This window comes from Dickeya fangzhongdai (assembly GCF_002812485.1).
GTDB classification, from domain to species: Bacteria; Pseudomonadota; Gammaproteobacteria; order Enterobacterales; family Enterobacteriaceae; genus Dickeya; species Dickeya fangzhongdai.
The window spans coordinates 3384373-3405555 of record NZ_CP025003.1 but is presented as its reverse complement, the minus strand read 5'-3'; the positions used below and the strand labels follow the sequence as shown (position 1 = coordinate 3405555).

Sequence of the window (21183 nt, the reverse complement as noted above, 5' to 3'; positions counted from 1 at the left end):
CCTTCCTAGGACTTGCGCTGACGCACCAGCCAGATCAGGACCGGCGCGCCGATAAAGGCGGTGACGATGGACACCCGCAATTCGCCCGGCACCAGCAGGCGGCCGACAATGTCGGCACTCAGCAGCAGTATCGGTGCGAACAGCAGCGAATAGATCAGAATCCAGCGTTGATCCGGCCCGGCCCAGCCGCGTGCGATATGGGGGATCATCAGGCCGACGAACCCGATGGGGCCGGCCAGCGCGGTGGCGGAACCGCACAGCAGCATCACCGATAACATCGCGATCACGCGGATTAACGCTACGCGGGTGCCGAGCGCGGTGGCGAGATCTTCACCCATGCTGAGCGTATTCAGCGAGCGGGCGGCGAAAAAAGCCAGCGCGCAGCCCAGCAGTATGGTGGGCGTCACCCAGGCGATATTGCCCAGCGAGCGGATGTCCAGCGTTCCGGCTTCCCATAAGCGCAGCTGATCAAACGCCAGCGGATTGAGCAGCGACAGCGACGAGGTGAAACCGGACAGCACGGCGCTCAGCGCCACGCCCGCCAGCGTCAGACGTATCGGGTTGACCCGTCCGCCGCTCAGGGTGCCGATGATCCACACCATCAGGCTGGCCGCCAGTACGCCAAGCCAGGCGAAGCCGAGCCACGAGGCCATACCGGTGATGCCAAAGAAGCTGATGCCCAGCACGATGGCGAAGCTGGCGCCGGCGTTGACGCCGAGGATGCCGGGGTCGGCCAGCGGGTTGCGGGTCAGCGCCTGCATCACCGCGCCGGCCGCGCCCAGCGCCATTCCCACCAGAATACCGGCCAGGGTGCGCGGCAGCCGCGCCTGCAAAATGATGGTGCTGTCCGGGCCTTGCAGGTTGCCGGTCAGACTGTGCCAGACCACTTCCGGCGCGATGGCGCGAGCGCCCAGCATCAGGCTGGCGAGACAGATCAATGCCAGCAGCAGCAGACAGGGAATCACACCGGCAATCCGCCGGCCAGTTAACGATGACAGCGCGCGCGGCAAGGGAGCTGGCGCGGTGGTCTGGGTGGGAAAGGGTGACCTCACTGATAAGAATCGCTTTATTAAAAAATGCATATGATTATTATTATCATTAATGTTGTGGCGTAGCTAGGATAGCATACGGGCTTCGGCAAAGACATTGACCTGAAGCCGGATTGGCGCCATTTACCGCACTGCCCGGGCCGCGAATGATAGCGGCGCGATTCTGATAGAAAGCATTTTGATTAAGAACAGGAATTCAACAAACGCTCATGGCTAAATCTTCTTTTTTTCTCGACTTCAGTTTGCTGAAGCAGAATGCGCATTTTCGCGCCATTTTTGTGGCTCGCATGTTGTCGGTGTTTGCGCTCGGCATGCTGACGGTGGGGGTGCCGGTACAGATTCAGGCGATGACCGGCTCTACGTTGCAGGTCGGGATGGCGGTGGCGCTGGACGGCATCGGCATGTTTATCGGGCTGATGCTGGGCGGGGTGCTGGCGGACCGCTTCGATCGCCGCAAACTGATCCTGTTTGCCCGCGGCACCTGCGGGCTGGGATTCGTGGCGCTGAGTCTGAATGCGTTTTCCGGCTCGCCGTCATTACTGGCGCTCTATGTGCTGGCCGCCTGGGACGGTTTCTTCGGCGCGCTGGGCATGACGGCGCTGATGGCGGTGATTCCGTTGCTGGTCGGGCGGGAAAATCTGCCAGCCGCCGGCGCGCTGACCATGCTGACGGTGCGGTTGGGTGCGATTCTGTCGCCGGCGCTGGGCGGGGTGATCATCGTCGCGGGCGGCGTGGGTTGGAACTTCGCCGTCGCCGCGGCCGGAACGCTGGCGACGCTGATCCCATTGGTGCGGCTGCCGTCGATGAAACCGGCACCGGGCAAACCGGAGCATCCGCTGCAGGCGCTGGCCGGCGGGGTGCGCTTCGTTTGCTCCCATCCGGTGGTGGGCTGCGTGGTGCTGCTAGGCATGCTGGTGAGCGTGGTCGGGGCGATGCGGGTGCTGTTTCCGGCGCTGGCGGGCGATGCTTACCACGCCGGGCCGTCGGCAGTGGGATTGATGTATTCCGCGGTGCCGCTGGGCGCCATGATAGGCGCGTTCACCAGCGGCTGGGTATCGGGGACGCAACGACCGGGAAAGATTCTGCTGGGCTGCGCGACGGGCGCCTTTCTGGCGGTGGCGTCGCTGGGGCTGTTCAGCCATTTGCTGCCTGCGCTGCTGGCGCTGGTGTGCTACGGCTACTTTAACGCGATCACCTCATTGCTGCAGTTCACCCTAATCCAGAGCCATACGCCGGATCACCTGCTGGGGCGGGTCAATAGCCTGGGGACGGCGCAGGATGTCACCGGCGATTCGGTGGGCGCGCTGATTCTGGGGTTGATGGGCAAACTGCTGGCGCCGGCGACCAGTATTCTGGCTTTTGGCGCCGCCGCCGCGCTGCTGGGCGGCGTGATCGCGCTGCTGGTGCGTCCGCTGCGCCAGTGCCGCTTTGGCGAACCGGCGGCGTCGCCGGATGAAGAAGAAACCGGCGACGCGGTACACGAGGGCTAGGCGGCGTATTACAGCGCCGGCATACCCCAGTCCGTCAGCGGGATGCCGGCTGGCGGAAGTACTGTTCGATCTTGCTTAGCATGTTGCTGGCGCTGTAGTAATCGAGCCGGAAGGTGTCCGGTCCCATCGCCCAGATGCGGTGCTGTACGACCGGCTCCAGGTGGCTGAGGAACGGGTTGGCGATGACCCGATTAACGGTATCGTCGTCGTTGGCGAACAGCAGCAGCGATTGGCCGTTGAGGCTGCCCGCCATGTTCTCGCCGGAGATTTGCAGAATATCCTGTCGTTTACCCATCCGGGTTTCGGTAGGCAGGTTGTCCGGTAGCGACGCCAGTTGGAACCCCAGTTCCGACAGCAATTGTCCCTGCGCGGACGCGTGCGTCCACAAGTTGACCCCGCGGCCGTCTTCATAATACACCAGCGCCGACACCGGCTGAGGCGGCAGTTGAATCGTCTGCTTCACGGTCTGCACCCGTTGCTCGAAACGTTCAATCACCTGTCGGGCATCGGTTTCGTGACCAATGGCTTCGCCCAGATACCCGGCCAGTTGCTGCCAGCTTTTATCGCCGTAATCCACCACCAGCGTCGGCGCGATGGCGGAAAGCTGCTCATACAATTTCAGGGCGGAGTCGCCGCCGGTCGCCGCAATAATGATCATGTCCGGCGCGGCGGCGGCGATGGCTTCCGCATTGGGTTCGGTGATGTAGAGCGGTTTGACGCCGCGGGCTTTCGCCTCGGCGCTCCACTGGCGAAAGAACCCCTGATCGTCGGCCACGATGGTATTGGGGCTGGTGGCGCCGGAGCCGATCAGCGGCGCATTGATCGCCAGCAGCGTGCCGCTGATGGTTACGCTGGTAGACACGATGCGCTGAGGCGCGTGGTCGAGCGTCACGGGGCCTTTCAGCGTTGGTACCGTGCGGGGCCAGCCCGTCGACGTTGCCGCCGAGGCGCTGTGATCGGGCGAGGCGGCGTTATCGCAACCGGCGAGCAGCAGCATCGCCATCAATCCCCATATCCACATAATGCCGCGGTTGTTTCTATTTCCGGATACACCTGTTCCGGATAGCACGCCTGCCGCGCGCCGGTCTGATCCCACCATACGATTACCTGTTACCTGTCGAGCATGAAAAAGAGTGCTGCAAGGTTATCGATAATGCGTCTCATAAACAACGTTATCAGCCGAATCATGAATTTATATTAATAATTCTTTGAGTCGAAAATTATCAGTCATACATGCTGGTTTTTTTAGATTGGGTAATTTCATCGGTTTTTTAAGGTAAAAAGCGCGATCTGATATGTGAAGTTTTGTCAGTGATTACTCAAATCTCTGTATAACGATATTAAAAAGTGTAATAACATTAATGTGTCTATCCATTAGGAGAGACAGCAATATTCGTACAAAACAGGTCACGAAGACCTTAAGGCTGCCTTTGACGTCCGGTGTCAGGAGGCTTGCTTTCCTTTTCATTGGATCGTGAGAAGGCGTACCCATCATTATCATGCTCGGAAAACGGACTTATGTCGCAGATAAGAAAGCATATTTCTCTGGGGCGCTGCCTGCTTGCCGCGGGCAGTTTATTGGCGGCGAATGCCGCTTATGCGGATGAAACCTGTGTGGCGGGGAACTGGCAGGTCAGTAACGTCAGTGACATGCCGGCAGCACAGTATCAAACCGAACATTTTGCCTTTCGTTGGAATAATAGCAGTCAGGTTAACCGCAATGACGTGGTTGCCGCGGGCAAACAGCTGGAGCTGATTTGGGATAAATTCATCAACCAGATCAAATTCCCGCAGCCGTATTGCAACGCGACCGTCAAGTACAAAGCGAATATTCATATCGACCCGTCCTTCGGCCTGAACGGCGGGATTGCCGATGGCGGCACCATGGGAATGTGGATCGGTCCCGGCGCGCTGCTTGACCACTGGGGTCTGGCCCATGAGTTTACCCACGCGTTGCAGGGGCAGACCGGCAGCTTCCAGTCTTACGGCAATCAAAACTTCGTCGGCTGGATTTGGGAATCTCACGCCAACTGGATGGCGCATCAACTGGACGAATACCGCGGCACTTCCGCGCATTGTTCCGACATGCTGGTGAACTATCCGCATCTCTATCTGGGTTCGACCCGCGATCGCTACTGTAACTGGCAGTTCATGGAGCATCTGAAGAACCGCTACGGTTACAGCGCCGTCAATGACATGTGGGCCAAAGCGCCAAAAATCGGCAGCGCCGAGCAGAACACCACCGATCCGATCAGCGTGCTGAAGAGCAACATGGGCTGGAGCCAGTCCGAGTTGAACGACTTCTTCGGCGACTGGGCGATGCGCAACGTCAACTGGGATTACACCGACCCTGATGGTTACGATCGCGGTAGCTTCTACCGTCGTACTTACGGCGGTTACGGCGCGGTGACGCCGTCGCAGGGCAACGCCGATAAACTGCTGCGCACCACGGCGCTGGACCCGGTCAGCGCCTCTGGCGTGAGACGCTTCGCCGTGCCGTTCGATCAGGCGCCGCAGCGTTGGGGCTACAACATTGTGCGCCTGATTCCGGATAGCGGCGCCACCAAGGTGACCGTGTCGTTCCAGGGCGTGGTGCAGAGCGCGCCGGCGGTCAATAGCCTGCCGGGCCTGAAGAACGATCCGGTTTCCCTTACCCAGCCGGATTCCGACTGGCGCTGGGGGTTGGTGGCGATCGACTCCGCCGGCAAGAGCCGTTACAGCGCGCTGCAACGCGGCGCATCGGCCAAAATCAGCAACTTCGCCGTGAAATCGACCGACAAAGGGTTGTATCTGGTGGTGATGGGCTCGCCGTCGCAAATGCACCAGATTACCTGGGATCAGGCCTACTACTCGCTGTACCGCTACCCGTGGACGGTGGATCTGACCAACGCCTGGGCGGAAGGTTCGCAGCCGAACGCGCCGACGCCGACCGCCAATGGTCGCCGTCACAGCAACGGCGGCGGCTGGGTGGCTAATGGCGCGGAAGTGGCGTCGACCGCTTATGTCGGGCCGTACGCTCGCGTTATCGGCGGCAAGGTGCTGGATTATGCCCGCATCGAAGATCACGCCACCGTACTGAGCGGCACCGTATCCGGCAACGCCCGGGTCAGCGGCCTGACGGTGGTGCAGGGCGACACGGTGATCAAGGACAACGCGCAGGTTAACACGGTGTTCAAAGGACCGGGCGCTTTCGAGCGCGGCGTGGTGGTATCCGGCACGGCGCAACTGCGCGGCGATGCTGAGATTCGCGGCGTTTCCACCTCCAGAGGCGTGTTCTACGGCTTCATTGACGAGAATGAAGTGAAGGACAGCCGGGCCGGCGCCAACCTGACCGACGCGGTACCGGAAGTTACCGAACGTCCGGCCTACGCCAGATGATAACCGGCTGAATAAGCCATCAGCATGAAAAGGGAACGGGGCGACCCGGTTCCCTTTCTATCAGGGACATCATGCGCGGCGGCGTGAAACGGAACCATGCGCCGTCAGCCATGATACGCAAAGGAAAAGTAAAGGATGAAGCTATGACACACATAAGGACCGTGGCCCGGATGGTCAAAGGCGCGCTGATTATCGGCGGCCTGTTTACGTTCGCCCCGGCGTTTGCCGACGAAACCTGCGTGGCGGGCAACTGGCAGGCGGACGCTTCCACCGACATGCCGGCGGTGAAGTACCAGAGCGCGCATTTTGTCTTTCGCTGGAAAGACAGCGATGCCGGCAAACTGAACATAAAGGATGTGGAAGTCGCGGCGAAGCGCCTGGAGCTGGCCTGGGACAAGTACATCAACCAGATCAAATTCCCCGAACCCTACTGCAACAGCAAAGTGAAACTCAAGGCGAATGTCCACCTTGATCCTTCGTTTGCGCTGACCGGCGGCCTGGCGCCTAACGGCAGCATGGGAATGTGGATTGGCACGGAAGAGCTGAAAAACGACTGGTCGATCAATTGGGCGATGCCGCATGAACTGGCGCATGCGCTGCAGGGGCAAACCGGTGGTTTCCAGGCGACCGCGCCGGACAGCATCAACTATATGGGCTGGTTCTGGGAAGCGCATGCCGACTGGATGACCCATCAAATGGACAACATCCACCACAACCTGACCGGCAGCGCGGAAGAGGCGATCAATAACCCGCATCTGTATCTGGGCACCACGCGCACCCGCTATGGCGGCTGGCTGTTCCTGGAGAATCTGAAAAACCGCTATGGCTATAAGGCGGTGAACGATCTGTGGGCCAACGCGCCGAAAGCGGGCGAGCCGGGACAAGGGACCGCGGATCCGTTCTCCGTGCTGAAAAGCAACATGGGCTGGAGCCAGTCCGAGCTGAATGATTTCTTCGGCGACTGGGCGCTGCGCAATGTCGGCTGGGATTACACCGATCCGGATGGCTACAATCAGGGAGCGGTCTATCGTCGCATTCTGGGCGGTTACGAGGCGCAGACTCTCGACAGCAGCCTGTCATACCGTCTGCTGCGTACCGCAACCCTGGATCCTGTCAGCAACACCGCCGGCGCACGGCGTTTTGGCGTACTGTTCGAACAGGCGCCGCAACGCTGGGGCTACAACGTGGTGCGGTTGATCCCGGATAACGGCGCCAGCCGTATCAGCGTGAAATTCAACGGCGCGGTGCAGAACGTGGCGGCGGTGAATCGTTTCCCCGGACTGAAAAACGACCCGGCCACGCTGCAATCGCCGGATTCCGACTGGCGTTGGGGCGTGGTGGCGGTGAATGCGTCCGGCAAAGCGCGCTACAGTGCGTTGCAGCGCGGCGCCAGCGCTTCCGTCAATAACTTCTCCGTCAAAAAAGGTGAAAACCTGTATCTGGTGGTGATGGGGACCCCGACGGAAATGCATAAAATTAAGTGGGATCAGGCCTACTACTCGCTGTACCGCTACCCGTGGACGGTGGATCTGACTAACGCCTGGGCCGATGGCAGCCAGCCGAATGCGCCGACGCCGACCGCCAACGGTCATCGCCATCGTAACGGCGGCGGCTGGGTAGCCGACGGCGCGCAGGTGGATGAAAGCGCTTATGTCGGGCCGTACGCCAGAGTGCTGGGCGGCACGGTGTCGGGCAACGCGCGCATTGAAGATCATGCGATCGTGCTGAACGGTACGGTGTCGGATAACGCTCGCGTCAGCGGTCTGACGATCATTCAGAATAATACGGTGATTAAGGACAACGCGCAGGTTAATACGGCGTTCTGGGCGCTGGGTCTGACCGTTCCGGGGCTGGCGGTATCAGGCGATGCCCAATTGCGTGGGGATATCGATGCGCAAGAGGCGAACATGTCGGTATCGCGCGGCGTCTTCTATGGTTATCTGACCGGCGCGGAGATTCGCGACGGGCAATCCGGCGCTAACCTGACCGGGGCAGTGCCGGAAATTACCGAACGCCCGGCTTACGCTAAGTAAGTGCTGGATAGATAACGGCATTCACGCTGATGTCAGAATGAAATAACGGGGCGAAAGCCCCGTTTTCAATCCTTTCGAGCCACCCGCGCGGCGGCGATCTTCACACGTCTCGCGTGATAAACGGCGGGTAACGCAGCGGGTTACTGACCGTTCCAGGCACGGATTTGCCGATCACGCACCTGCAGTTTCTGTTCCGGCGTCAGCTTGTTGTAGTCGCTGCTGAGGCCGCTTTCCCAATCGCCGTACAACGGGTTGGGCAGTACGATGAATTGCGTACCGAATTTCGCCTGATTATTGCTGACGAATGCCCGACGTGCGGCATTGTCCTTGTGGTAGGTCGCCTCACCGAAGTCGTTCAGGTTATCCCCCACGTACAGCACAATGTCATTGCCCTGAGCGGCGATATCATCAAAGCGCGCCTGCTTGTTGCTGTTGCCCTTGCTTAGCCACAGCGTCTGGTCGTTCACGTTCGGAAAACCGAGTTTGACCAGGTTGTCACGCGTATCGCTGGCTTCGATAATCAGCCGGTTGGACACATAAAAAACCTGGCCGCCATGACTGTTGACATAACGGGCGAACTCCACCGCGCCCGGCACGGCCAGCGCCTGACGGGCCTGGGACCAGCGGTTCCAACTGAGCGGGCTGAATGATTTATGTTCTTTGGCCTGCCAGCCGCTGTAGGCGCTGTTGTCCAGCATGGTTTCGTCGATATCGACCACTACCGTCTTTTTCTTGCCCGGTTTGGCCGGCGCCGCGTCGAACGCCATCCGCGCGGTATTGAACGCCTGATAGCATAACGCCTGATATTCACCCGATTGCTGGAACCAGTTCAGGGCCAGCACCGACTGGTTGGCGAGCGTTGTCTGCGCATCCTGAGTTGCGGGCGTGGTGCAGCCGGTTAACGCCAGCACTGCCATCAGGGCGCTGGCGCTGAAAGTCAGCTTTTTCATGGTTTTTCCTTTGTTTTTGGCGAGCAAGGCGAGAACGCCGAGCTGGAATAGGAATAGTGTGGTAGTGGTATCGAAGCAGGAATATATCGGGGAGTAAATATGCTGGTTTTATTTGTACGCACTTTTTTAAGAACTGTCACGAATCGGCTCACAGGGGAAATCGGTGGGAATCGTAATGAAAACGATCCCACGACAACGAACTTAGCCTGTTGAAATGGTAAATACTATGCCGGAGAGTCAATAAAAAAAAGGAAACTCATAATGAGGGCAGATAATTGTAATGCGAATGATATGAACGTCATGGAATAAATTATCTTTTTATTAAACGGAAAATACTTCGTTTTTTTAATGCGTTTTATTTATTGTCGATATATCTTGCTGCGCGTTCTGTCGAGTCTTATTTATAACGGCGATTTATGGCGGTTTTATATCATCGAGATGACAAAAATATTTTTTCTTCATCAGCGCTTTTAATAGAAAATGGCTGGGAGATTTTCAGGCTGGTGATAGAAAACGCGATAAAACTGTTGGGGAAACGCTGCAGCAATACCCGACGCAGACAACAAAGCCGGGAATCATGATTTTTGGGAGTTATTTGGAAATTTTAAAGGCGTAGTGATGGCGTTGGGTGCGAATCCTCCTTTGCTGGAAAGGCTGTTGGTTTCCTGAAAAAAGCCTTTTATAGTATGAAAAAAAGTGGGGATAAAAATGGATGACAAAGCATATTGCTTCTGACAGGTGATAATTTTATATCGCTATCATTCATTGGTTTTGTTTTTTGAAACGAATAACGACTGTGATATTTATATTTAGGATAATAAGAATCCGCTCTGGCTAAAGATTGAATCCTGACTAAAAAAGCAGTTATGATGACTTCCGACCAGCCAGATGTTCGAGCTGGTATTTATTCACAGTTGTAACATGGGTGTTGTCATTGTGGTAATTAATATGAGCCACCCATCTTTCTTTTGCTTTTTAAAAGCACTTACAGGCATGACGCCTAATTAAGTAAAACAGAAACAGGAGATGATATGTTTTTTAAGAAGACAGCTGTTCTGGCAACACTCCCCCTTTGGATTGCGTTTGCGGCTCACGCCGATGATTTTGACAAGCTGGATCAGGCGCTGCCTTCCGGCGTTAACGCCGCGTCGATTGCGCCGGTATTCGATTTCGATACGGACGGTTGTCTGCCCAGCGCCGGGATCAGCCGCAGCGGCAAGCAGAATGGCGGCCTTAACCCGACCGGCAGCCTGACAGGCGGTTGCCGCTGGTCCACGTTTCTGGACAAATCCAACACGTTGCATCGTTACGCCTGCGTCAATAACGGCGGCAACCGCTACTGCGGCCACTTTTACGCGCTCTACTTCCTGAAAGATCAGATTGTGGCCGGCATCAAGAGCGGTCATCGCCACGACTGGGAATATGCGGCGGTCTGGACCAAAAACGGCGCCGTGACGCACGGTAGCTACAGCGCGCACGGTAAGCTGACGACGGCGGCCGCATCCAGCCTCGACAAACAAAATGGTCACCTGAAGTTTGTGTACCATAAAGACGGCGGGCTGACCCACGCTTTCCGTTTTGCCAAATCAGGCGAACAGGCGGAAAACCCCTACAACACTTTCGTTACGCCGGATATTGTCAGCTGGTACTCGGTGCATGGCGATGGCGTCAGCAATCAGGACATGCGCAACAAGATGAATACCTTCAACTACGAATCGGCTGATATCCCGATGAAGGACGGCAACTTCCTGTCTAATCTGAACAACGGCAAACCGGGTGATTACCCGAACTTCACGCAGGCCAGCGTGGACAGCTCCCGCTAATGCCTCCGGCCGGGCTGGATGGCCCGGCTATTTGTGATTCCCTCCATCTTTTTTAATCATCCTTGCGGCATGCATTACATGTTATTTCGCGTTTTCCCTATTTACGGTTTACGGCGCAAACCGTTGCTGGCGTAAACCGTGTGCGACGAATGCCGGTATCAGGAGGACGGGGACGGATTGATTTATGGTTGCAGACGAGATATCAGGCTGTAGCCAGCAGAATGTGCTGAGTGACGGGGCGATATAAAGATGAATGATAGGCTTATATAGGGGGGGTGAATTGACTGGCGTCCCCAGCAGGGATCGAACCTGCAACTAGCCCTTAGGAGGGGCTTGTTATATCCATTTAACTATGGGGACTGCGTTGGCGCCGCATTATAACCGATTTGGCTGTCGCCATAAGCACTTGCCGGTGCGTTTGCTCAATCCGCCACCAGTTTTGGCCTGAATAGCGGCCTTAATCGTGGTATCTTTCGCTACGCTGGCCGTCAGACAAATGGGTGACGGACTACGCAAATCACTGAATTAGGGTGCGATCGCACAATTGGTGCTGGAATTATACCGGTGCCTGAAGCAGGATCCGCATCCTCCAATGTTGACCGTCGCGTCAGTCGATGCGACGGCGGTTGTTTCCCGAGCAAGGGTGTCCAGCATGAACCGGACAATTCTGAAGCGCTGACGGGAGGGGCGTCACTTCTGGCGCCGCTATTAAACGATCGCCATTTTTCCAACAGACCGCCGCTGGCGGCACGGGCAAACCAAAGCCCGGTGTATTAAGATGATAACATGTGGCCTTGTGCGCTGGCGGCCCGATGGCAGGTCGTGCGGACTGCATGAAAGTTCAGCAGGGAGATACGTTATGAATTTTCGTCTGGGTGGTGTGGTACTGGCGAGCGCATTGCTTGCCGGCTGTGCCAGCTCTAAAACCTCAGCGCCTGAGCAGCGTTCGGATCCGCTGGAAGGATTCAACCGCACCATGTTCGGCTTCAACTACAACGTGCTGGATCCGTATGTGGTGCGCCCGGCAGCGGTGGTCTGGCGCGATTATATGCCGCAACCGGCGCGCAATGGTCTGACCAATTTCTTCGTCAACCTGTCTGAACCCGCCACCATGGTGAACTATTTCGCCGAGGGTAAACCCTATCAGGCGATGATTCACTTTAACCGCTTCTTCCTTAACACCTTGCTGGGGATGGGCGGCCTGATCGACGTCGCGGCAATGGCGAATCCGAAACTGGCGAAAGAAGAGCCGCACCGTTTCGGCAGTACGCTGGGGCATTACGATGTAGGCTACGGGCCTTATCTGGTGCTGCCGGGTTATGGCAGCGCCACGCTGCGTGAAGACGGCGGCGGGGTAGTGGATACGCTTTATCCGCCGTTGAGTTATCTCACTTTCTGGATGTCCGCCGGCAAGTGGGCGGTGGAAGGACTGGAAACCCGCGCCCGCCTGCTGGATTCCGACGGGCTGCTGCGTAATTCGTCCGACCCTTATCTGATGGTGCGCGACGCCTATTTCCAGCGGCACGATTTCCTGGCTAACGACGGTAAATCCGCCCCGGTGGCAAACCCGAACGCTAAAGCGATTGAAGGCAGTCTGGACGAAATCGATTCAGATAAATAAGCGTTTTTTTAGTATTGATAGGCGCCTGCGGGCGCCTTTTGTCACAACTCTTCTTACCTGCCCGCCTGAAACCCGCCAAACTGATTGTTTGTGAAACGTTATATTGTTGTTGAGCGTTTATTTAATTACATAAATTTATTTCCACCGTCTATGTAACAATAATAACAGCCGGTTAGAGAGGGTAACGATTCAGCAGCCCTGAGCAGCAATCCGCGTATGGCGTAACGCGCTCTTATCTCCGCCTGCCGTCAGCCATTTTTGCTCTATGCTGAAATAGACGAAGGCGTTGTCGCGCACCTGCTACGGGTTGCCGCCGTGTTTCTCATGGCTCATCGCTCCTGCATCGTTATCTCGCTAATCTGGAATCACCCTTGTTCACCTGCAGGGATGACACATTGACATAACGGGACATAAACATGAAAAAACTATTGGTTACCACCTTGTGTCTGGGCGCCATAGGGCTGGCACAGCCTGTCATGGCGGAAGAAAGTAAGGCAGTGGATGTGGTGCTGATCGGCGGTGGCGTCATGAGCGCCACGCTGGGCACCTATCTGCAGGCGCTGGAGCCGAACTGGACCATCAGCATGGTCGAGCGTCTGGATAATGTGGCGGAGGAAAGCTCCAACGGCTGGAATAACGCCGGTACCGGCCACTCCGCTTTTATGGAACTGAACTACACGCCGGAAAAAGCCGACGGCTCGATTGACATCAGCAAGGCGGTCGAAATCAGCGAAGCGTTCGAAGTTTCCCGTCAGTTCTGGTCTTATCAAATTTCTCACAATGTGATGAAAGACCCGTCGTCGTTTATCAATAGCGTGCCGCACATGAGCTTCGTGTGGGGCGACGACAACGTTAATTACCTGCACAAACGTTATCAGGCGCTGCAGCACAGCACCCTGTTCCGCGGCATGGAGTTCTCCGACAACGCGGATCAGATCAAGCAGTGGATCCCGCTGGTGATGGAAGGGCGCGATCCGCAACAGAAGATTGCCGCCACCCGTATGCCGATCGGCACCGATGTCAACTACGGCGAAGTCACCCGCCAACTGGTGGATGGGTTGAAACAGCATACGACTTTCAACCTGAAACTGAGCAACGAAGTACGCGACATCAAGCGCAACCCGGATAAAACCTGGGACGTAGTGGTTGCCGACCTGAAAAACGGCGGTAAAGAAAGCGCGATCAAAGCCAGGTTCGTGTTCATCGGCGCCGGCGGCGCGGCGCTGCAACTGCTGCAGAAATCCGGCATTCCTGAAGCGGGCAACTATGGCGGTTTCCCGGTCGGCGGCGAGTTTCTGGTCACCGATAATCAGGACATCGTAAAACGCCATCTCGCCAAGGTATACGGTAAAGCCTCGGTTGGCGCGCCGCCGATGTCCGTACCGCATCTGGATACCCGTATCTTCAACGGCAAGCAGGTGTTGCTGTTCGGGCCGTTCGCTACCTTCTCCAGCAAATTCCTGAAAAACGGTTCGCTGTGGGATCTGTTCTCGTCCATGAACACCTCCAACTTTATGCCGATGGTAAATGTGGGGATCGATAACTTCGATCTGGTGAAATACCTGATCGGTCAGTTAATGATGAGCGACGATGACCGTTTTGCCGCGCTGAAAGAGTACTTCCCGCAGGCCAAACAGTCTGACTGGCGTCTGGCGGTGGCGGGTCAACGCGTACAGGTCATCAAGAAAGACAAAGATCTGGGCGGCGTACTGAAGCTGGGCACCGAGATTGTCAGCGACAAAGACGGCTCCATCGCCGCGCTGTTGGGCGCGTCGCCGGGTGCGTCCACTGCTGCGCCGATCATGCTGAGCCTGATGCAGACCGTGTTCAAGGATAAGGTTGCGACGCCGGAATGGCAGGCCAAACTGAAGGAAATCATTCCGTCTTACGGCCAGAAACTGGAAGGCAATATCGACCTGACCAACAAGATCCGCGGTTACACCAGTAGCACGCTGAAACTGAACTATATGGAAGTGAAGCCGGAATAATACCGCCGGCATAGCCGACTTCCCATAAAACCAAAGGCCGCGATAGCGGCCTTCAGATTTCTGACAAAGCCCTTAAGTACAGGATGAAGCATTTTTCCGGCATCAAAAACTGTGCTGAGGTGGGCGACTTCGCCGGGTGAGCGACAGGACGTCGCGAAAGCCAGTGCCGTGCTGGGAGCACGTCACTGGCGGCCCGAACAGCGAAGGCGAACGCCGAAGGTAGCGTGCAGCGCCACAGTTTAGCCCCCAGCCAGTGGTCAAGGAGAGGTGGCGTTTGAACCTCTCCTTGTCGTGCGTGCGATGAAGCAGCAAAGAAATGACACCGCTTATCCTGCACGAAACTATTCACTGACCGGACAAACTTCACCATTCACAAGACACAGAACTGTTTGTCAACAGTCTCAAGGCCGCGATAGCGGCCTTTTTTACGAATACGGGTTAGGTACCCGGGTTAGAAACTGTAGTTGAAGTTCACGCCGTACAACCACGCCCGGCCTTTAGAGGTAAAGGTGTAAGAGGGCAGGTTGGCCGCGACGCCGGCTTCGTGAATCGTCACTTTCTGACCGTGCATGTAAGACACGCCCACATCCACCGAGGCGTCTTTGTTGAAGGCGTAGGTGGTGCCGGCGCTCAGCCAGAGACGATCCTGATCCGGGATGGAGATGGTGCGTTTGTCGGCCGGTACCGGGCTGTCGTCAAACGCGATACCGGTGCGGAAAGTCCAGTTGTCGTCGTAGTAGTACGTGGTGCCCAGCGCGATGCGGTAGGCATCGTGGAAGCGTTCGTCTTTCTGGAACAGTTGCTGGCCGTTGCTGCCGGTGGCGCGCAATTCCTGGAAGGAACTCCAGCTGGTGTAGGCCAGACTGTAGTGAACCGCCCATTGCGGGGCGACGCGGTGGTAAGCGGAAAGCTCCCACATTTCCGGCAGGTTGAGCGTCAGCTTGCCGGGGATGGTGGCGCCGCTGGTGCCGCGCGGCGCCGCCAGGTCGCTTCGGAAGGAACCATCAAAGTCGATGTCGACTTTGGAGCGGTAACTCAGGCCGAAGCGGTTGTTTTTATCCAGTTCATACAGGATGCCGGCGTTCCAGCCATAGCCCCATTCTTTACCATCCAGATGAGTGATCTCGGACGTTGAGCGTACGCCCAGCGCCGGACCGACTTCGCCGGCGTTACGCACAATCTTGGCATCGGCGTACACGGCGTTGACGCCCAGACCAAAGCTGAAATGCTGGTTGAGGCGATAGGCCGCGCTCAGATTCAGGTTGGAGGTTTTCAGGTCGGTTTTGCCCGCGATGGAACCGGCGCTGAAATTGTCGCTGAATTCAGTCGCCAGACCGAAGTTGGTGGTGGCGGATGCGCCTACCGCCCACTGCTCGTTCAGCGGCATGATGAAATGCAGGTTGGGCACCCAGGCGTGCGGCGCAATATTGTCTGCGCTGGCGTCACGGCCGGTGCTGCTGGAGCCGCGCAGGTCGATGTCCGGGTTAATGTAGGTCACGCCGCCGGAAAAGGCCGGACGATCAAACATCGTCATGGTCGCCGGGTTGCGGCTGCCGGAGGTCGCATTGTCTGCAATGGCGCTTTCACCCGAAAAGGCGCGCCCCAGGCCGGATGAGGAGAACTCATTCAACTGGAAACCTGCAGCGGTTGCATTGGATGCCATTAGCGCCAGCGCCACAGCAAGTGATGTTTTCTTTAACAGGACTTTCTGGCTCATGACCGAAACCTCACTGAACGTTTGTAATTTTTGTTAAGCGTGTAACAAGGGACGCGCATTGTAGGGGGGGTTAATGGGCTGACAAATCAGACCAGTTGCGAAAAGTATAAAAGTAAAACGATGAAATGTTTTCTTTCAGTTCCACAAATGTTGCAAAAATGATTCAGAAATTAGATCCAGTTAACAAATGTCATGATTATGTTTAGATGATTTAGCCTATTTCATTGAAAAATAACGTTAAGATGTGATTTACATCACGTAATACCCCTTTAATCGGTAAGTGCTAGTGATAGACGGCTGTGGTGAGTAAAATGGGGGCAGAATAGATGGATAGCGTGCTTCCGATTGTGGAGGCGCCTGTCGCCGCAGAGGAGTTTTGCCATGACAAACGCGATTAACAAATGTAGCGCAGAAGAAACCGCCGCCTGTTGCTGTGTGGATGTGGGAACCGTAATGGATAACACCGATTGCACCGCATCTTACAGCCGTGTATTTCCCCACCGCAGCGACGCGGAACAGACGCAGAAGCAACTGACGGAAAAAGCCCGTTCGGTTGAATCCGAACCTTGCGTGATTGACGCCCGTCTGTCCGAGGCGGAAGGCGGATTCAAACTGGATATGGATTTCACGTTTAGCTGCCAGGCTGAAACCCTGATCTTCCAGCTGGGCCTGCGCTAACCGGCCATCCTGAGCTAGCCCGCGATCACGTTAACCGCGATCAATAGCGGCGTGCTTGCCTTCGCTTTGCGGCTGACTCGCTGAGATCAGCCGCATTCCCCGAGTCTTCCCGCCTCATTATTCTTTCTGTTTCATTATCTTTGCCGCCTTATTCCCGTTGCGTATGAGCGCCCGGAAGCGTGGCGCGGCTCGCTGTTTGGTATCTGCTTGTTTGCATAATGTAATCTTCAGGTTAACAATGAGTTCAGACCCCATCGGTCTCTGAAAAGGGATGAACGGAATGGTTATGCGCGAACGCGAAGTAGTGCCGCTGGTCACCCGGCGTGGCGACCGCATTGCGATTGTCAGTGGGCTGAGAACCCCATTTGCCCGGCAGGCAACGGTTTATCATGGTATTCCGGCGCTGGAGCTGGGCAAGCTGGTGGTCAATGAGCTGTTGCTTCGCAGCGGCGTCGAACCGGAGCTGGTGCAGCAACTGGTGTTCGGGCAGGTAATTCAGATGCCGGAGGCGCCCAATATCGCCCGCGAAATCGTGCTGGGCAGCGGCATGAGCGTGCATACCGATGCTTATAGCGTCTCCCGCGCCTGCGCCACCAGCTTCCAGGCGGTCGCCAACGTGGCGGAAAGCATTCTGGCCGGTGCTATCGACATCGGCATCGCCGGCGGCGCTGATTCGGCTTCCGTGCTGCCTATCGGCGTCAGCAAGGCGCTGGCGCGTACGCTGGTCGATCTTTCGCGCGCCAGAACCTTCCGCCAGCGGCTGGCGTTATTCGCTCGCCTGCGGCCACGGGATTTACTGCCGGTGGCGCCCGCCGTGGCGGAGTATTCCACCGGGCTGCGCATGGGCGATACCGCCGAGCAGATGGCGAAAGACTACCGTATCAGCCGCGATGCGCAGGATGCGTTCGCTCATCTCTCCCATCAACGCGCCGCGCAGGCCTGGGCCGACGGCGTACTGCGTGACGAGGTGATGACCGCCTGGGTGCCGCCATATAAGCAGGCGATTAATGAAGACAACACGATTCGTCGCGACAGCGCGCCGGAACAGTATTCCCGCCTGAAACCTGCCTTTGACCGTCGCTACGGCAGCGTGACCGCCGGCAACAGTTCGCCGTTAACCGACGGCGCCGCCGCCGTGTTGCTGATGAGCGAATCCCGCGCCAGCGAACTGAAACTGACGCCGCTTGGCTACCTGCGCAGCTATGCGTTCAGCGCTATTCCGGTACAGCAGGACATGCTGGCGGGGCCGGCGTACGCCACCCCGCTGGCGCTCGATCGGGCTGGTATCCGGCTCGATGATCTGGCGCTGATCGACATGCATGAAGCCTTCGCCGCTCAAACACTGGCTAATCTGCACCTGTTCGCCAGCGCTGAATTCGCCCGCGATAAACTCGGGCGCAGCGCGCCGGTGGGGGAGGTGGACCGGGAGCGCTTCAATGTGCGGGGCGGCTCGATCGCCTATGGGCATCCGTTTGCCGCGACCGGCGCGCGCATGATCACCCAGACGTTGCATGAACTGCGCCGGCGAGGCGGCGGATTGGGGCTGGTTACCGCCTGCGCGGCAGGCGGTCTGGGGGCAGCCATGGTGTTGGAGGTAACGCAATGACCGAGCTGAATTCGATGCATCAGGCGCACGAACATGAGGCGCACGCCGCTTTCCAACTGACGCTACGCCCCGATCATATCGGGGTGATTACCGTGGATGTCCCCGGCGAGAAAGTGAATACCCTGAAAGCGGAATTCGCGGAACAGATGCGCGCGGTGCTGACGCAGGCCCGACAGCACAGTGGCCTGCAAGGGCTGGTTATCCTCTCCGGCAAGCCGGAATCGTTTATCGCCGGGGCGGATATCGGCATGCTGGATGCCTGTGCCGACGCGGCGGCGGCGCAGGCGCTGGCTGAAACCGGGCAGGAAACGCTGGAGGCGATCGCCCATCTGCCGTTCCCGGTGGTGGCGGCCATTCACGGCGCCTGTCTGGGCGGCGGGCTGGAACTGGCGCTGGCTTGCGATTATCGCCTCTGTACGCCGGACGACAGTACCCGTCTCGGGTTGCCGGAAGTGCAATTAGGGCTATTGCCGGGCGCAGGCGGCACCCAGCGGCTGCCGCGTCTGATTGGCGTGGACCGCGCGCTGGAGTTGATCCTGACCGGGCGGCAGTTGCGGGCGACTCAGGCGCGGCGGCTCGGGTTGGTGGATGAGGTGGTGCCGCACGCGGTCTTGCTGGAGGCGGCGCTGGGCTTTATCCGCCGGGGTAAACGCCAACCGTCTTCGCCCGGCTGGCGGCATCGGTTACTGATGCTGCCTTACGTACGCCGCTGGCTGTTTGAGCGGGTGCGGCGACAGACGCAGGCGAAAACCCAGGGCAATTACCCGGCGACGGCGCGTATCCTGGCGGTGGTGCGGCGTGGTCTGGAGCAGGGCAGTCAGGCTGGCTATCAAGCGGAGGCTCGCGCTTTCGGCCGACTGGTGGCGTCGCCGGAGTCCGTGGCGTTGCGGCGACTGTTTTTTACCGCCACGGCCCTGAAAAAAGATCGGGGCGCGCCGGTCGAACCCGGCCCACTGCGCCGGGTCGGGGTGCTGGGCGGTGGTTTGATGGGCGGCGGCATCGCCGGCGTCACCGCGCTGAACGGCCGATTGCCGGTAAGGATTAAAGATATTCATGAGCAAGGCATCACCCTCGCGCTGCGCAACAGCTGGCAACGGTTGAGCAAACAGGTCGAGCGCCGCCGCATCACGCCCGCAGAGCAGCGGCGGCAAATGAGCCTGATTTCCGGCGGGACCGATTACCGGGGATTTGAGCGCGTCGATGTGGTAGTGGAAGCGGTATTCGAAGATTTGGCGCTCAAACAGCAGATGGTGCGGGAAACCGAAGCGGTGACGCCGCCGCATGCGGTGTTTGCCACCAATACGTCGTCGCTGCCGATTCATCAGATCGCCGCCGGCGCCAGCCGGCCCGAGCAGGTGATTGGCCTGCACTATTTCAGCCCGGTGGACAAGATGCCGCTGGTTGAAGTTATTCCGCATGCCGGAACCAGCGAGCAGACGTTGTCCACCACGGTGGCGCTGGCGAAGAAGCAGGGCAAGACCGCGATCGTGGTAGCGGATAAAGCCGGGTTTTATGTTAACCGTATTCTGGCGCCTTACCTGAATGAAGCGGCTCGCTGCCTGCTGGAAGGCGAACCGGTCGAATCGGTTGATCAGGCGCTGGTGCGTTTCGGTTTCCCTGTCGGCCCCTTTACCTTGCTGGATGAGGTGGGGATTGATGTGGCGATGAAGATTGTACCGGTACTGGTGGCGGAACTGGGCGAGCGGTTTTGTGCGCCGCCGGCGCTGGAAGCCATTGCCCGCGACAATCGTAAAGGCCGCAAGAACGGCCGCGGCTTTTATCGCTACGATCAGTCGCGTTATGAACGGTTATGCGGTTTGTGGCGGCGTCGGGGCAAAGTGTCCGATGGCAGCCTCTATCCATTGCTGGATGTGACGCCCAAAGCGCATCTGGATCCGGCGCTGATTGCGCAGCGCTGCGTCATGATGATGCTGAATGAGGCGGTGCGCTGTCTGGATGAAGGAGTGATCCGCCGTCCAGGCGACGGCGACATCGGTGCGGTGATGGGAATCGGATTTCCGCCGTTTCTGGGCGGCCCGTTCCACTACATGAATCAATTAGGGATAGAAACGGTGGTGGGAACCCTGCTGTCGTTGCAGGCGCAGTACGGCGATCGGTTTGCGCCAGCGGAAGGGCTGCTCCGGCGACAGTCGCAGCTGGTTGGCTTTGCTGATGAAACGGAGCGCTGAGCGGGTGAAGGAGAAACCTAAACCCGTTATCCACCCTCGTTTTTTATTCTTGTCGGATGAGTAAATAATAAATTAAAAAGCCGAAAGGCAGATTTTTTGAATGAAATAACCCAATCTTGTTTAAAAAATTATTTTATTGGCTGACGAAAAACTTTATTTATCGGATTCACTTTTAGGTGAAAAAATTAATTGATAAAAATGCTGAATGCAATGATGCATTAGCGGAGTGATAATTGTATTTTATTGAAAATGCTTGCTTTTTATTTAATCGGTCCATCGTTTTTACCACCCAGTGCAACAATTCCCTGAATGCTGGGCATAATACCGCGCTGAATTATTTAAACGTACTGTATTCGGCACCGGTGTTTTCTCTGTTCACTATAGTGAGGCGGGGTATTTTTTCCAGTGTTTCCCGCGGTTATAAGATGAAAAAGTGTAAAAGTGTCAGAAAAATAAAACCGGTGCCGGTTTATTCTGTATTGTGGGGATTGATAATTTTTTTATCTGAATGAAAATTATTTTTTAGTCTAAACTGCTGTTAAATGAAATCTAAAAGCGAGCCGACAGCATATTATGATGACGTGATGCCGGCTTTGCCCTGAAAAAATTAAGGTTAATTGCCTGAAAAAACGGGAGGTTGCCGACTACGGCGTGATTGCGG

13 protein-coding genes and 1 tRNA gene are annotated in these 21183 nt (G+C 57.2%); 9 read left to right on the top strand and 5 right to left on the bottom strand.

What is annotated here, in order from left to right; translation table 11 throughout:
• Nucleotides 1-5: 5 nt before the first annotated feature.
• Nucleotides 6-1082, bottom strand: a complete 1077-nt coding sequence (gene fepD, locus CVE23_RS15080; protein ID WP_100849834.1) for a Fe(3+)-siderophore ABC transporter permease — start codon at nt 1080-1082, stop codon at nt 6-8.
• A gap of 176 nt (nt 1083-1258) precedes the next feature.
• On the opposite strand from fepD, the gene entS reads away from it, so the two are divergent.
• Nucleotides 1259-2539 (top strand): enterobactin transporter EntS, encoded by a 1281-nt coding sequence (entS, locus tag CVE23_RS15075; protein WP_038919693.1) that lies wholly within the window; start codon nt 1259-1261, stop codon nt 2537-2539.
• 34 nt (nt 2540-2573) lie between these two features.
• Here the strand turns inward: entS and fepB are convergent, their stop codons facing one another.
• Nucleotides 2574-3638 carry a Fe2+-enterobactin ABC transporter substrate-binding protein gene (gene fepB / locus CVE23_RS15070; protein ID WP_049854800.1) on the bottom strand — a complete coding sequence of 355 codons (1065 nt, stop codon included), beginning with the start codon at nt 3636-3638 and terminating at the stop codon, nt 2574-2576.
• Between the two features lie 419 nt (nt 3639-4057).
• On the opposite strand from fepB, the gene CVE23_RS15065 reads away from it, so the two are divergent.
• A complete protein-coding gene (locus tag CVE23_RS15065; RefSeq protein ID WP_038919691.1) occupies nt 4058-5917 on the top strand; it encodes an Svx/AvrXca family virulence/avirulence protein in 1860 nt (619 codons plus the stop codon).
• 143 nt (nt 5918-6060) lie between these two features.
• The gene (locus tag CVE23_RS15060; protein ID WP_038921059.1) at nt 6061-7950 is read left to right on the top strand and encodes an Svx/AvrXca family virulence/avirulence protein; all 1890 of its coding nucleotides are present in this window, start codon (nt 6061-6063) and stop codon (nt 7948-7950) included.
• Between the two features lie 140 nt (nt 7951-8090).
• Here the strand turns inward: CVE23_RS15060 and CVE23_RS15055 are convergent, their stop codons facing one another.
• Nucleotides 8091-8900 carry a 5'-nucleotidase, lipoprotein e(P4) family gene (locus CVE23_RS15055; RefSeq protein WP_038919689.1) on the bottom strand — a complete coding sequence of 270 codons (810 nt, stop codon included), beginning with the start codon at nt 8898-8900 and terminating at the stop codon, nt 8091-8093.
• Between the two features lie 1031 nt (nt 8901-9931).
• On the opposite strand from CVE23_RS15055, the gene CVE23_RS15050 reads away from it, so the two are divergent.
• Nucleotides 9932-10723, top strand: coding sequence for an NPP1 family protein (locus CVE23_RS15050; RefSeq protein WP_038919688.1), 792 nt, complete (start codon nt 9932-9934; stop codon nt 10721-10723).
• A 285-nt stretch (nt 10724-11008) separates the two neighbouring features.
• Here CVE23_RS15050 and CVE23_RS15045 read toward each other — a convergent pair.
• Nucleotides 11009-11083 (bottom strand) — tRNA-Arg (locus tag CVE23_RS15045).
• 499 nt (nt 11084-11582) lie between these two features.
• Here CVE23_RS15045 and mlaA point away from each other — a divergent pair.
• A complete protein-coding gene (gene mlaA, locus CVE23_RS15040; RefSeq protein ID WP_038919687.1) occupies nt 11583-12344 on the top strand; it encodes a phospholipid-binding lipoprotein MlaA in 762 nt (253 codons plus the stop codon).
• 416 nt (nt 12345-12760) lie between these two features.
• Nucleotides 12761-14332, top strand: a complete 1572-nt coding sequence (gene mqo, locus CVE23_RS15035; protein ID WP_038919686.1) for a malate dehydrogenase (quinone) — start codon at nt 12761-12763, stop codon at nt 14330-14332.
• Nucleotides 14333-14783: 451 nt separating this feature from the next.
• Here the strand turns inward: mqo and fadL are convergent, their stop codons facing one another.
• Nucleotides 14784-16049 (bottom strand): long-chain fatty acid transporter FadL, encoded by a 1266-nt coding sequence (fadL, locus tag CVE23_RS15025; RefSeq protein ID WP_100849833.1) that lies wholly within the window; start codon nt 16047-16049, stop codon nt 14784-14786.
• 381 nt (nt 16050-16430) lie between these two features.
• Here fadL and CVE23_RS15015 point away from each other — a divergent pair, with 381 nt between their 5' ends.
• The 3 genes from CVE23_RS15015 (at nt 16431) to fadJ (ending at nt 20522) form a co-directional block, all read left to right on the top strand.
• Nucleotides 16431-16727 carry a YfcZ/YiiS family protein gene (locus CVE23_RS15015; RefSeq protein ID WP_072093503.1) on the top strand — a complete coding sequence of 99 codons (297 nt, stop codon included), beginning with the start codon at nt 16431-16433 and terminating at the stop codon, nt 16725-16727.
• A 286-nt stretch (nt 16728-17013) separates the two neighbouring features.
• Nucleotides 17014-18333, top strand: a complete 1320-nt coding sequence (fadI, locus tag CVE23_RS15010; RefSeq protein WP_371205854.1) for an acetyl-CoA C-acyltransferase FadI — start codon at nt 17014-17016, stop codon at nt 18331-18333.
• Nucleotides 18330-20522 carry a fatty acid oxidation complex subunit alpha FadJ gene (fadJ, locus tag CVE23_RS15005; RefSeq protein WP_100849832.1) on the top strand — a complete coding sequence of 731 codons (2193 nt, stop codon included), beginning with the start codon at nt 18330-18332 and terminating at the stop codon, nt 20520-20522. Before fadI ends, fadJ begins: the two co-directional genes overlap by 4 nt.
• Nucleotides 20523-21183: the final 661 nt, after the last annotated feature.